This window comes from Gemella cuniculi DSM 15828 (assembly GCF_000425665.1).
Lineage (GTDB): Bacteria > Bacillota > Bacilli > Staphylococcales > Gemellaceae > Gemella > Gemella cuniculi.
The window spans coordinates 41634-54528 of record NZ_AUDW01000018.1; the positions used below are offsets into that span (position 1 = coordinate 41634).

A 12895-nucleotide genomic window follows, 5' to 3' on the forward strand; every position below is an offset into this window, starting at 1 on the left:
AAGGAGTGGCTCAAAAATTATGATTTTTATGAAAAACGTTTTGTTAAGTCACTCCCAAAAAGCTTATATCATTGATTATAAAGAATCAAAAAGGTGTATAAAGTTTCACAAGAGTATTTCGTTTTAAAAAAAATTTAATCTTCACATCTTGTGAAACAAACAAACCAGTAAATTCCTACTAAATTTATTAAATTTTAAATTTACTTACTTTATAAAAATGCATTTTAAAATTGAAAAATACCGCTTCTATATTATAGTTAGTAGAATTTTAGGCTTTTAGATTGAACCAGACCTTCTTGTTTCATATTCTTTATTATCTGAATTTTAACCACATGTTATTTCATTTTCATCCGCAGAACACCCCATATTTTCACCTAAAACTTTACTTTCTTCTTTGTTGAAGTAACGATAAATTCTTTGATGTTCATCACCTAAGAAATAAATTGGATCAAATTCTTTACTTTTTAATTTGCCTTCTTCATCTATAACTTCATCACAAACAACCCTGCGTTTTATAGTCCCGATAATATTAGCATACTCACCATGTTCAACAATTTTGTCAACAACACACTCTATCCCAAGCAAACACTCATCTAACACAGGAGCGTCCACATATTTTCCTAAATCATACGTCATATCCGCCATACCTATCTTATTTTGCCCAGAATGAAATCCTGCCATTTCTACTTTATTTAAAATTTCCTGACATGGAATATTAATTGTAAATTCTCCATATTCCTTTATATTTTTTATTGCATTGCTGCTCTTAGTTATTCCTACAGTAATCATATCTCCTAACGAATAAGATGAACTGGAAGTCGTAATATTATATCTCCACTTACTATCCTTATATCCTATTAAAATAACAGGAAATCCATAATATAATTTTTTTGTTTCTATTTCTAGTTTCATTGCCATTTTCCTTTTTATTTAATTTAAATTTAAAACCAATAAAGTTTTATCCTTCTGCTACAAAAACTAAAATTCTCTCTTTCGAAAATTCTTCTTGATATTTAAAATTATCGAAGTCGATTTTTTTAAGTTCTTCAATAGTTCTTACTTTTCTTTTTATTAATTGTGTTAAAAATTTCCCACGTGCTTTTTTGGAAATCGTTGAGTGAACCTTTAACACACCATCTTTTTCTTCCATAAAATTTATTTTTATAAATTTGTCTCTAACTTTTCTAGAGAACACTTCTTCGAACTCACTTGATAACAATGATATCACTAAGCTCTCATCTCCTACGCTTCTATCGTAGTCTTCTTTCCAAAAACTTTTTAATGTTTGATCGTTTACCTTTATATTTTGTAAAAAATCTAATCTATGCTCTGCTATAGGTTCGAAAGCATTTATTATTCCATACAAAGAAGATGTAATAAAAATATTTTCTTTAATATAAACCTCATCTTCTTTATTGAAAGATTTCTTATCAATATTTCGGTACATCAGCCCATTAAATAATTCTAATGCTTTGTAATTTTTGTTTTGTTTACCTGCTAATCTTCCCCATCTTTCTAGCTCTATTTTAGCTTTTTCTTCTTTTATTTTATATATTTTTGCCAGTTCCCCAGAACTCTTACTAGCTATTTCCTCTATAATAATTTTAGTTTTTTCGCTTAATCCCACTTTTTCTACTGCTACAGCTTTTTTATTCAACTCTTTCGCTGTCGGTATTAAAATTTTCATCTTTAATCCTCTTTTAGTATTTCTACAAAGCTATTTTCTATTAAACTATTTATTTCCATCAAGACGAAATTGTATTCTGTAGGTTCAATTGTTGGATCTATAATAAGCGTATTGAAATATCCAACAACAAAATCCCGATTAGCAATTTCTAATTTAAACATATACTCACTTATTTCATCAACTAAAAAAGCTACCTCTTTTAAAGTTTCATCTTCATATGTATTAGCATAATGAACTTTTTCCAAAAGACGATGCACTTCTATTTCTGGATATTCTATTTTAAAACGTTTTTGTATATATTTTGCCAATTCTTCTGTTTTAAATTTATCCAAATTTATTTTTTCTTTTTTCAAAATATTTTTGTTTTCTAACTTTTCTAAAAGTTGTACTAAAGACTGCTGTAAACTATTCATTTTACTTCTCCTTTTTTATTAAGCTAATACTTATTTTTCAACAAAGTCTTGTTTTTATTTCTATTATTATATCTATTTTATAAAAAAATAAAGAAAAACGCTAATAATAAGCAAGACCCGTATTATGATTTTTATAGAAAATTTCTTTATTCTTTCATATTAATTTTATATAAAAATTTTTACATTGCTTTCTTTTTTTTGTTATACTATAGTTACAGATAGACTATAGTCTGTATTAATCGTAAGAAGTCTAGAATTCTTACTTGGTGTTTTGATAAACTTGGCGCTATGGCTACTACAATGCAGGAAGTGGACTAGATGCGATTGATATAACAACTTCATCTTCTATATCATTATACTAATTTTAATAAAGTGAGGTAATTATGAAAAATAAAGAAAGTTTAGACAAAATTATAATTTTATTAATAATTCTTATACTTACAATACTGTTATCAACAATTATAATTTGTGAAAAATTAGATACTGCTCAACATTCACCTAGTCTTGTTAGAATAGTTACCTAAAATTTCTTTTGATAACAGTGAAGCAACCTTTCTAAAGAAAAAATGATAACTTTAAATCGCTAGTCTTTGCTAGCGATTTATTTTTGAAAAAGAGAGAATAGTAAATTAAGAACAAATTTTCCAACATTACTGTATCATCTAAGTTACAAAAAATGATATAATAATATTGACAAATTTATTCGAGGTGAAGTATGGAAAAATATATAATGGCAATTGATCAAGGAACAACGAGCTCAAGAGCAATAATTTTTAATAAAAAAGCAGAAATTGTAGCGAGCAGTCAAAAAGAATTCCCTCAAATATTCCCAAAACCGAGTTGGGTGGAACATGATGCTAATATAATCTGGAATTCTGTTCAATCAGTCATCGCAGAAGTTTTTATAGAAAGTGGTATTAAACCTAATCAAATTGAAAGTATTGGAATAACTAATCAAAGAGAAACAACAGTTATTTGGGATAAAAAAACAGGAGTACCAATTTATAATGCGATAGTGTGGCAGAGTCGCCAAAGTGCCTCTATTGCCGATAAATTGGTAAAAGATGGTCACCAAAAAATGTTTCATGAAAAAACTGGTCTTGTGATTGATGCTTACTTTTCTGCAACAAAAATACGTTGGATTTTAGACAATGTAGAGGGGGCTCAAGAAAAAGCTGAAAAAGGAGAATTATTGTTCGGAACAATCGATACATGGCTTATATGGAAATTAACAGGTGGGGCTACACATGTTACAGATTACACAAACGCAGCACGAACAATGCTGTATAATATTCGTGATCTTAAATGGGATAAAGAAATACTAACTCTTCTAAACATTCCCGAAAAACTTCTTCCCGAAGTAAAATCCAATTCTGAAATTTATGGAACAACGATCGACTATCACTTTTATGGAGGAGAAGTTAAAATTAGCGGAATGGCTGGTGATCAGCAGGCAGCACTATTTGGGCAGCTTGCATTTGATAAAGGTATGATTAAAAATACTTATGGCACTGGTTCATTTATTATCATGAATACTGGAGAAAATATGGAACTTTCTAAAAATAATTTATTAACTACTATTGGCTATGGAATAAATGGAAAAGTATACTACGCATTAGAAGGTTCAATTTTTATCGCAGGTAGTGCCATTCAATGGCTACGTGATGGATTAAAAATGATAAAATCATCTTCAGAAACACAAGAACTTGCCTTTGATTCTAAAAACAATGATGAAGTCTACCTTGTTCCTGCATTTACTGGACTTGGTGCTCCTTATTGGAATCCAAATGCTCGTGGAACTATATTCGGCTTAACAAGAGGTACAACTAAAGAAGATCTAGTAAAAGCTACTTTACAATCAATAGCTTATCAAGTTAGAGATATAATAGATACTATGAAAATAGATACAAAACTTGAGATACCCTTATTAAAAGTCGATGGCGGTGCAGCCCATAATGATTATTTACTTCAATTTCAAGCTGATATTCTTGGTGTGAAAATTGCCCGAGCTGAAAATTTAGAAACTACTGCACTTGGGGCAGCTTTTCTTGCAGGACTAGCTACTGGATATTGGAAAAATATTGATGAAGTAAAAAATCTAAATTCTGCAGGTAAACTTTTTGTTCCAAATATGGAAAACAAACGACGTGAAAAACTTTACAAAGGTTGGAAACAAGCAATAAAAGCTACGCAGGTATTTGCTGAAGAATAATAAATAAAAGTTGTTGTGTAGTGTTAAAAATAAAAGGCATTTTTATAATGTAATGCCCCACAAAATTTAGGCAAAACATGTAATAACTATAATTAATAAAAAATTTCAACTTTAAATTAAATAAATCTTATTACTTTTAGGGTGTTTCACTCCCTAAAGTGTGATCTAGATTTTAAGATGTATTTGTCAAAGGTTTAAAGGAAGTAAAACCTTTGACAAATAGTCATAAAACTTAAACTGCATATTCAGTTCCTTTATATTTTAATCTGCAGTTTACTGAACTTAATCTATTTAATCTTTTTTTTATCTGTTTATTATAATTCTATTTCTTTAAGTTCATACTTGTTTCCCCAATGTCCATAAAACATCTCTGATTTTACTATTCAAAAAAATAACTCCATTAATCCATTAGTTCTCCTCTTCCATTTCCGTGTCATTAATTTCATTATTAGTTTCATTATATTTTTACTTTACATAGATATTACCATTCTTGATCACATTTCAATTTTAAATAGCTCTCAAAACTTAAAAAAGTTTTGAGAGCTAGATCAGAATCTTAACTTTTAATTTCTTTTTTTTCTCGTATTAAATTACAGGAGAAAAGCCCATCTAATAGATGAGCCTATATTATGAAAAAAATATTAAAAGTCTTGTTCTGATTATTATTATATAGTACAAGGCTTAAAAAAAGTTTAAATTATAATTAAATTGAAATTAAAATATTTAATTATTAAATAGAATTTTATCCCCGTTTTAAAAATTTAACTTAACTACTAAAGCCACGTACATAAATATTAATTACTTCTTTTCCAACAATTTAGTGTAAATTTCTTTATCACTATCTTTAAAAACATTAAAAACTACTTTTAAATCTTGTGTCGAATTTTCTTCTAAAAAATCTTTAACAGTTTTTACTGCAATCTCTGCTGCAAGATTATTAGGAAATCTGAATTCTCCTGTGCTTATACAACAAAACGCTATACTTTTTAGATTATTTTTAACCGCAAGCTGTAAAGAGCTTTTATAACAAGATTCCAAAAGTTTTTTATCTTTATCTTCTACACTACTATAAATAATTGGTCCAACTGTGTGAATGACGTACTTAGCAGGAAGATTATATCCATTAGTTATCTTCGCTTCTCCAGTTTTCTCAAAATGATTTTGCTTTTTCATTAACTCTAAACACTCTAAACGTAGTTGCAAGCCTGCTTGTGAATGTATTGCATTATCTATACATCTATGATGAGGTACAAAGCATCCAAGCAATGCCTTATTCGCAGCATTTACTATCCCATCAACTTCCAAAGTTGTTATATCCCCTTGCCAAAGGTATATATTAGGTTGTATCTCTTTTAAATTTGAAATGTTTGTAATTTTTCTTTCCAATAATTTCTCTTGAAGATAACTATCTTGTATACTAAAAAATTCTTTTGATAAATCTTTAGGCTCCCATATATTCATAAGCGTTCTTAATAACCACTCTTTTTCTTCAAGACTTTTAGGTATTTTTTCATTAGGATTTAATGTTTTTATTAAATAATCTAACTTTTCCATGTTTCAAACACCTCACTCATATTATCAGTTATTAATGTAACATTTTCCACTTCAAATTTTTCTTTATTGACCCTTATTAAAGTTGCTTTGGATAATATTTTGTTCAATCTCTCAAACGGAAATCGTATAATTGTCGGAGTATTAAAACCTACACCAAGCTCCAACATTACTATTTTTTTATCTTTGTTATTTTCCAAAAAATTATAGTATGCATCAATCTGCTTATGCCAATGTTTGGTTTCAACAAAAAGATTATCCACTCTTAAATGCGTAGTCATTTCATCTCCACAGACAGGACACTTTGGTATTAATTCGCTAGGTATCTTTAAATTCTTTTGTTCATTTAACATTCTAAATACTTGGTCTTTATTATTATAGACTTCATCATGACATGGTGCTGAACACTGAAACTCTCCGTAGTTACCTTGTACTTCGAAAATTTTCTGCTTATCGAATCCAACTTTTTCAAACTGACTATCAACATTAGTAGTAATAATAAAATATTCTTTTTCCTTAACAACATCAAAAAGTTTTCTATATAACTCTAAACCATTATCCTCATAACGATTTAGATAAATGTGTTTACTCCAATATCCCCATTTTTCCTCTGAAGTCTCAAAAGGATAAAAACCCGCTGAATACATATCATTCATTCCATACCTTTTTATAAATTCACTAAAATTTTTCTCAAATCTCTCGCCATCATAAGAAAGCCCCGCTGCCGTTGATAACCCAGCTCCCGCACCAATTAAGACAACATCCGCTTCTTGTATTAGTTTTTTTGCTAGTTCTATATTATTTTTCATTATAAACATCTCCGATCATTAAACTACCAATTTCTCTACTTGTTCATCACTTTTCTATATTTTTATCGTTTTTACTTCCTAATAACAAAACTCGCAACTTTTGGTGGAAGAGTCGTTAAATCATAAAATTCCCCTTGTGCATATTCAAAACAAAAAACTTCTAACACTTCTCTTGATTTTTCTGTAGGATAAATATCTAACATATAAGGATTTTTTTCAAAAGAATATCTAAGTTAGTTTTTCCTATACACTGAACCTTTCCTTGCAATGTGATACTTTTTCTTTTCATAGTATCACTTCCCACTGTTAATCCTGTAACCGAAACAAAGGGATTTTCTAAAAGCTGTTTATACATTAATTTTGTATTGGCAGTTAAAAAGTAAACCGTCTTTCCATCTTCATACATTAAATCAATTACCCTTGTAGCAACCTTATCATTTCTATCAAGAGTACCTAAAACTACAGAATGAATATCTTCTACCAATATTTTTAAATAGTTCATAATCAACCTCCAATAATACTGACTTTTTTTACTATCAATCTTCAACTTTATTGTGTTATAATTATATGGTAACATCAAAAAAAACACCTTACAAGTATGCACTTTAAGGTGGGGTGGTTACCTAAAGGTAACTTTCGGTAGAAAAAAAAGATTTTTATTTGAAGGAGAGCAACGATGACTAGTAAAAAATTACCTGATAAATTACCAGCTTGCCCGGTTGAAACCACATTGCTATTACTAAGTAATAAATGGACTATTTTAATACTTCGTGATTTATTTGAAGGAACTATGCGTTTTGGAGAATTAAAAAAATCACTTGGAGCTGTTAGCCAAAAAGTTTTAACAGAAAATCTTCGTTCGCTAGAAAATAAAGGTGTCATCAATAGAAAAGTTTACCCAGAGGTTCCACCTCGTGTTGAGTATTCTTTAACAGAATTAGGTTATTCTCTTAAACCTATTATCGACAGCATGCATGAATGGGGAGTATTTTACAAAACTAACTATGAAAATTAGTAATTCTCTTAAGTGATGAAGCAATAAAAGGATTGGGTTTAACTAAGCAATGCTCCTAAAAGTTATATGCTTAATCAACCTTGAATGAATATATCTACTTGGACTCCTATCCTTTTTATTTTATCCTTATCTTATACGAAAAACTAAAAACATTATATTTACGAAAATAAATCTTAAAATAGTAATGTTAGCAGTAACCTTTAATATTAAACCGCCTTGTATAGTTTAATATGCTTTAGTAATGTTTTTGGAATTTTATATTATTTAAGCTATACTAATCTAAATTATTTTTATCTAGAAATTTTTCATTCTAGAATACTCCCCAAGCAAAAAAGAAGTACCAACCCTTATATAATATTTATCTTACATCCTAAAAACAGCAAAAAATGCTAAGTAACTAATTCAATTTTATTATTTTCCAAGTAAAAAATCTTAAACTAAAGTTTTAGTTTAAGATTTTTTTGTGATTTTTCCTATGAATAACCTTTAAAAATTAAGTTGTTTTATCCATTATAACAATTTATTATTTTAAATAATTCTTCTCTAATTTCTTCATTGCTTGCTGTGTTCAACAGTGAAGAAAGTTTATTTAATCTTTCTTCTAAAATTTCAACATCTATGTCTAGAGTTGTGTTTTTATAAATCATTTTATTATCTGTATTCTCACTATTTTCATAGTCAAGTGATAATTCCTCGTACATTTTTTCTCCTGGTCTTAACCCTATTTCCTCTATATCAATATCTTTATATGGTTCAAGTCCAGAAAGTTTAATTAAATTGGTAGCAAGATCTAATATTTTGACTGGTTCTCCCATATCTAATAAGAAAATTTCTCCGCTGCTTGCATAATATCCTGCTTGCAAAACTAATTGTGCCGCTTCTGGAATAGTCATAAAGTAGCGAATAATATTTTTATGAGTTATTGTAATTGGTCCCCCTTTTCTAATTTGTTCTTTAAAAATTGGTATTACTGATCCATTAGAACCTAATACATTTCCAAATCTTACAGCTGCGAACTTAGTTTTGTACTTATCCCCTTTTGATTGAAGAATAATTTCTGTCAATCTCTTGGATGCTCCCATTGCATTAGTTGGATTAACCGCTTTATCTGTAGAAATCATTATAAATCTCTCTACTTCTTTTTCGATAGCAACATCCATAACATTTTTAGTACCAAAAACATTATTTTTTATTGCTTCTTGTGGACGACGTTCCATTAAAGGCACATGTTTATGTGCAGCTGCATGAAATACTACATTTGGTTTATATTTATCAAAAACTTCTCTTAATGCCTGTTTATCTCTAATACTTACAATTTCCGAAATATAATTTATATTTTCATAATCTTTAATATGAGATTTTTCAAAATCTAAATCTCTCTCTAGCATATATAATGCATTTTCATTAATATCCAACAAGATTAAATTTTGAGGTTTAAATTTAAAAATTTCTCGGACGATTTGGCTTCCAATAGAACCCCCTGCGCCTGTCACAAGAACATTTTTCCCACGAAGATAACTACGTATTTCTCCTTGAGAAAGTTTAACTTCACCTCGTCCTAATAAATCTTCTATTGAAACATCTTTAAGGTGCTTAGAAATGCTCTCTCCTTCTTCAAGAGTTATTCCTGAACCCATAACCTTAACACTTACATCAGCTTCTTTTAAAATATTTAGTATTCTATTTTTATCATAAGTACCTATTGAAGGTATTGCTAAAAATACTTGCTCAACCTCATACTTAGGGATAATTTTTAAAAGTTCATAAGTAGTCCCTAGGACGCTTACTCCACTAATAATTGAATTTTTTCTATTGTCATCAATAAGTCCAACTACACTAGCTTTAAATACGTTGTTCTTAGAAAGTTCTTTTAAAAGAATATATCCCGCATCCCCTGCTCCTATTATTAATGTATTTTTATAAGAATTTTTCCCATGAACACTTGCTTCTCTTTCTCTTAAAGCTCTGTACAGCATTCTTAGGAACATCACACCCGCCACTATTAAAAGTGGAGAGAATATTGCAAAACGCACATTGGAAAAAGTATCAGGTAACATAAGTTGGTACAGTACACTGCAAATAAGATCCGCAATTAAAATAGACGCACAAATATTAACAATTTCATTAACGCCCAAATATGACCATAAAGATTTATTTATACCAAATAATCGAAATAGTATTCCATAAACAACTAATGAAATAATTAAAAATTCTAAAATACTCGCTCCATGATTTTCCAACATTTCAAAAGGATAACCATTTCTCCCTAAAAAAATAGAAGCGAGAGTCCCTAATAAAACAATAAATAGATCAAGCATCATAATCAACTTGAATCTATGGTATATATATATTTTTGATGAAAACAACTTTTCCATTATATATCTCCTAAACAATAAAGTATTGTATTATAAAATTCAAAAAATATTTTTTCGTATTCTACTAAATTTAAAATAAAAATTATTCGATATTATAAAAACATAATACTACACTAACCTTAAAATTAATATGAATAAGTTTTTTCAATATCTCAATTATAATCTAAACTGTTGAAAGGAGTAACTCAAAAGTTTACATCCTTTTCTACTTTCAAGTTAACTCCTACAACCCATTTTATTAAAATAGTCTATAGCCAAAATATCCTGCAGCAATAATTATTATAATCAATATTACAAAACTTACTTTCCTAGTTTCTTTAATCACTATTATCTCAATGATTTTTTGAACTATTAAAATAATTACTGCCACAACTATAGCTATTAATTTTGTTCTCTCATTTTCTATAAACATTGTCCCTATTATTATACCTAAACTAAGAACAGTTACAAGCATATTAATAGCCAAAAATAATAATTTTTTATCCATTTAATCTTCTACCTTTTTTTCACTTTTATAGTTACCTTTACTATTGGTGTATCGGCAGCTACTCGTACATCTTCTTTTGAATATATTTTTAAATTGCTTCTTTCTTCTGTCTCTTCTTTTATATCACTCAAATCAACATCAACATACATTTCATTAATCTTATCTAAATCACTTTGAGTCTCAGCACGAACCGTTACTTTGCTAACATCAGGTGTAACACTGACAAGTTCATAACCTTGTGGTAAATTTCCAACAGTATTAACTTGAATAGGAACTTCTTTTTCAACATTTTTTAAATCAATACTCATTACAGTCGTACCAGGATCAATCTGAACATCATCTATTTTATTATAATCACTGTCATAAGCAATTAATTTTACTTCTTCTTTAATATTTTTATTGATTTTTGTTCTTGTTTCGCTTTCCGCACGTACTTCTTTTATCCTATTTATACTATCAGCATCTCCTGATATTTTCACAGTTTCGTTAGTAACACTAAGTTTATCTATTTCATAACCAATTAGAAGCCTCTCTTTTCGAACTATTGGTGTAACTTTAAACTCTTTTGTTACTTTTTCTCTTATAGAAATAGTTATTGTATTAGGTTCAACTGTACCTTCTAAACTCTTATCAAGTCCTTCAACCTCAAGTTTCACCTTTTGATCGTCACCTATTTGAGCATTTTTTAAATTTAATTTTGCTTTAAAATTTTTAGCAACACTCTCCTTCTGAACTTTTGAAGGTGAGCCACTTATTTTTACAGAAACTGTATTCGGTATTCCTACTACATATAACTTATCTCTATCATAATCAACCTCAAGTGGTACATCTGTTACCCATGCTGTTGCCGTATTATCACTAACACCTACTACAGACAAATTTCTAAAATTTTGATTTACAGAAATAAATAATAATATTGCTATTAAAAATGATATTAACTTTAATTGATTCTTTTCTTTTAATCTCATAATATCACCTCTTATATAATTTTATCTTTATTTTGTTGCCAATTATTAGTCAGATACTTGGTTAAGTTTTCTTCGTTAAAATCCGTAGTCAACTTACCATTTTGACAAACTGTAATCTTACCAGTTTCTTCAGATATTGCAACAACGATTGCATCCGTAAGCTCTGATAATCCTAATGCAGCACGATGCCTTGTTCCGTAACTACTAGATATACTTCTATTATCAGAAAGTGGTAAAACACAACTTGCTGCCCTTATTTTATCCTTACTAACGATCATAGCCCCATCGTGAAGCGGTGTATTTGGTATAAAAATATTAATAATAAGTTCATTAGTAACTTCTGCATTAATTTCTATTCCGCTTTCCACATATTCATCAAGTCCTGTTTGATTTTCTAATACTATTAAAGCTCCAATCCTTCTTCTTGCCATATGCCTGGACGCATCAACCACAGATTTAACGATTTGTTCCCTTTTATTTTTTTCTACATCTTTATAATTAAAATTAAGAATATTTGATAGCTGTACTCTTCCTATATATTCTAAAGCACGTCTTAATTCTGGCTGGAAAATAATTATTATTCCTAACACTCCCCAAGTAACCACTTGATCAAAAATATAGGTCATAGTTGTAAAACCTATAAAATTAAAAAATATTTTAAGACCAATAATAATCAAAATACCTTTAACCAGTTGCATACCACGAGTACCTTTTAATAATGACAAAAGTTTATAAACTAACAACCAGACAAGTGCAACATCCAAAATGTGAATAATCAATGCTAACGTACTTATATTTGATAGATAATCAGCTATCATAATAGTCTCCTTTCTTAATTTTGATTTTATTAAAAAACTTACAATAAACAGCAGCTACTTTTTATTCAGATAAAAAATAATTTTCTTTAATTTATAATAAAATCATGTAATTATATTTTTTCACTATAATCTATTAATTATGTTTTAATATTATTGTTAAACCTTTTTAAAAACAATATAACAACCCACATTTTATTATAACATAAAAAAGTTTATTGTGCTGAATTTTTTAATAAAAGGTGAATTGCAAATAAAAGTGCAACACCTAACTCAATAAATTAATCTCGTGTAACAATGCTTCGAATGGTGTTGAAAAATTTAGACATTTTCTTGGTCTATTATTCAATTGGACTAAATTTTCAATTAGTTCAGTCAAATTAATATTACTCAAATTAGTCTTTTTAGGGTCCCTAAAAAGACCATTACTATTCTCATTAGAACCTCGTTGCCAAGAAGAATATGGATCTGCAAAGTAAAAATCTATTCCCATCTTTTCTACATCTTTATAGCAAGAAAATTCTTTTCCTCTATCAGAGGTAAAGGACTTTAAAGCTTTATTA

General features: G+C 28.5%; 15 protein-coding genes. 3 read left to right on the forward strand and 12 right to left on the reverse strand.

Annotation, left to right across the window (positions count from 1 at the left end; translation table 11 throughout):
* Positions 1–324: 324 nt before the first annotated feature.
* Genes H612_RS0102385 through H612_RS0102395 form a run of 3 tightly spaced genes read right to left on the reverse strand, consistent with a single transcriptional unit; the run spans position 325 to position 2100 of the window.
* The gene (locus tag H612_RS0102385) at positions 325–912 is read right to left on the reverse strand and encodes a flavin reductase family protein (RefSeq protein ID WP_027130003.1); all 588 of its coding nucleotides are present in this window, start codon (positions 910–912) and stop codon (positions 325–327) included.
* Positions 913–958: 46 nt separating this feature from the next.
* Positions 959–1687 carry a peroxide stress protein YaaA gene (gene yaaA, locus H612_RS0102390; RefSeq protein WP_027130004.1) on the reverse strand — a complete coding sequence of 243 codons (729 nt, stop codon included), beginning with the start codon at positions 1685–1687 and terminating at the stop codon, positions 959–961.
* Positions 1688–1689: 2 nt separating this feature from the next.
* Positions 1690–2100 carry a hypothetical protein gene (locus H612_RS0102395; protein WP_027130005.1) on the reverse strand — a complete coding sequence of 137 codons (411 nt, stop codon included), beginning with the start codon at positions 2098–2100 and terminating at the stop codon, positions 1690–1692.
* Positions 2101–2483: 383 nt separating this feature from the next.
* Here H612_RS0102395 and H612_RS09850 point away from each other — a divergent pair, with 383 nt between their 5' ends.
* Positions 2484–2624 carry a hypothetical protein gene (locus tag H612_RS09850; RefSeq protein WP_156882776.1) on the forward strand — a complete coding sequence of 47 codons (141 nt, stop codon included), beginning with the start codon at positions 2484–2486 and terminating at the stop codon, positions 2622–2624.
* Between the two features lie 191 nt (positions 2625–2815).
* Positions 2816–4312: a glycerol kinase GlpK gene (gene glpK, locus H612_RS0102405; protein ID WP_027130006.1), complete on the forward strand. Its 1497-nt coding sequence runs from the start codon at positions 2816–2818 to the stop codon at positions 4310–4312.
* Positions 4313–5110: 798 nt separating this feature from the next.
* On the opposite strand, the gene H612_RS0102410 is transcribed toward glpK, so the two are convergent.
* The 4 genes from H612_RS0102410 to H612_RS08960 form a co-directional block, all read right to left on the reverse strand.
* The gene (locus H612_RS0102410) at positions 5111–5866 is read right to left on the reverse strand and encodes a protein-ADP-ribose hydrolase (RefSeq protein ID WP_027130007.1); all 756 of its coding nucleotides are present in this window, start codon (positions 5864–5866) and stop codon (positions 5111–5113) included.
* The gene (locus H612_RS0102415) at positions 5854–6672 is read right to left on the reverse strand and encodes an SIR2 family NAD-dependent protein deacylase (protein WP_027130008.1); all 819 of its coding nucleotides are present in this window, start codon (positions 6670–6672) and stop codon (positions 5854–5856) included. The genes H612_RS0102410 and H612_RS0102415 overlap by 13 nt, the downstream gene beginning before the upstream one ends.
* Positions 6673–6743: 71 nt before the next feature.
* Positions 6744–6875, reverse strand: coding sequence for a hypothetical protein (locus H612_RS10350; protein WP_281170286.1), 132 nt, complete (start codon positions 6873–6875; stop codon positions 6744–6746).
* Positions 6869–7174 carry a pyridoxamine 5'-phosphate oxidase family protein gene (locus H612_RS08960; protein WP_211223594.1) on the reverse strand — a complete coding sequence of 102 codons (306 nt, stop codon included), beginning with the start codon at positions 7172–7174 and terminating at the stop codon, positions 6869–6871. The genes H612_RS10350 and H612_RS08960 overlap by 7 nt, the downstream gene beginning before the upstream one ends.
* A gap of 174 nt (positions 7175–7348) precedes the next feature.
* Between H612_RS08960 and H612_RS0102425 the strand changes: the two genes are divergently transcribed.
* Entirely contained in the window at positions 7349–7687 is a 339-nt protein-coding gene (locus H612_RS0102425) for a winged helix-turn-helix transcriptional regulator (RefSeq protein WP_027130009.1), read from the forward strand.
* A 503-nt stretch (positions 7688–8190) separates the two neighbouring features.
* Here the strand turns inward: H612_RS0102425 and H612_RS0102430 are convergent.
* The 5 genes from H612_RS0102430 to H612_RS0102450 form a co-directional block, all read right to left on the reverse strand.
* Positions 8191–10062, reverse strand: coding sequence for a polysaccharide biosynthesis protein (locus tag H612_RS0102430; RefSeq protein ID WP_027130010.1), 1872 nt, complete (start codon positions 10060–10062; stop codon positions 8191–8193).
* Positions 10063–10300: 238 nt separating this feature from the next.
* Positions 10301–10549, reverse strand: coding sequence for a hypothetical protein (locus H612_RS0102435; RefSeq protein WP_027130011.1), 249 nt, complete (start codon positions 10547–10549; stop codon positions 10301–10303).
* Between the two features lie 8 nt (positions 10550–10557).
* On the reverse strand, positions 10558–11517 hold the full coding sequence (locus tag H612_RS0102440; protein ID WP_027130012.1) for a CdaR family protein: 960 nt from the start codon (positions 11515–11517) through the stop codon (positions 10558–10560).
* An 11-nt stretch (positions 11518–11528) separates the two neighbouring features.
* Entirely contained in the window at positions 11529–12335 is an 807-nt protein-coding gene (gene cdaA, locus H612_RS0102445) for a diadenylate cyclase CdaA (protein WP_027130013.1), read from the reverse strand.
* Between the two features lie 265 nt (positions 12336–12600).
* Positions 12601–12895: IS30 family transposase (locus tag H612_RS0102450; RefSeq protein ID WP_027130014.1), on the reverse strand; the 295-nt coding region annotated here is incomplete at its 5' end.

Excerpts from the sequence above, each read along its gene's own strand:
- H612_RS0102385 (WP_027130003.1), bottom strand. The coding sequence starts at position 912 with ATGAAACTAGAAATAGAAACAAAAAAATTATATTATGGATTTCCTGTT.
- yaaA (WP_027130004.1), bottom strand. The coding sequence starts at position 1,687 with ATGAAAATTTTAATACCGACAGCGAAAGAGTTGAATAAAAAAGCTGTA.
- H612_RS0102395 (WP_027130005.1), bottom strand. The coding sequence starts at position 2,100 with ATGAATAGTTTACAGCAGTCTTTAGTACAACTTTTAGAAAAGTTAGAA.
- H612_RS09850 (WP_156882776.1), top strand. The coding sequence starts at position 2,484 with ATGAAAAATAAAGAAAGTTTAGACAAAATTATAATTTTATTAATAATT.
- glpK (WP_027130006.1), top strand. The coding sequence starts at position 2,816 with ATGGAAAAATATATAATGGCAATTGATCAAGGAACAACGAGCTCAAGA.
- H612_RS0102410 (WP_027130007.1), bottom strand. The coding sequence starts at position 5,866 with ATGGAAAAGTTAGATTATTTAATAAAAACATTAAATCCTAATGAAAAA.
- H612_RS0102415 (WP_027130008.1), bottom strand. The coding sequence starts at position 6,672 with ATGAAAAATAATATAGAACTAGCAAAAAAACTAATACAAGAAGCGGAT.
- H612_RS10350 (WP_281170286.1), bottom strand. The coding sequence starts at position 6,875 with ATGTTAGATATTTATCCTACAGAAAAATCAAGAGAAGTGTTAGAAGTT.
- H612_RS08960 (WP_211223594.1), bottom strand. The coding sequence starts at position 7,174 with ATGAACTATTTAAAAATATTGGTAGAAGATATTCATTCTGTAGTTTTA.
- H612_RS0102425 (WP_027130009.1), top strand. The coding sequence starts at position 7,349 with ATGACTAGTAAAAAATTACCTGATAAATTACCAGCTTGCCCGGTTGAA.
- H612_RS0102430 (WP_027130010.1), bottom strand. The coding sequence starts at position 10,062 with ATGGAAAAGTTGTTTTCATCAAAAATATATATATACCATAGATTCAAG.
- H612_RS0102435 (WP_027130011.1), bottom strand. The coding sequence starts at position 10,549 with ATGGATAAAAAATTATTATTTTTGGCTATTAATATGCTTGTAACTGTT.
- H612_RS0102440 (WP_027130012.1), bottom strand. The coding sequence starts at position 11,517 with ATGAGATTAAAAGAAAAGAATCAATTAAAGTTAATATCATTTTTAATA.
- cdaA (WP_027130013.1), bottom strand. The coding sequence starts at position 12,335 with ATGATAGCTGATTATCTATCAAATATAAGTACGTTAGCATTGATTATT.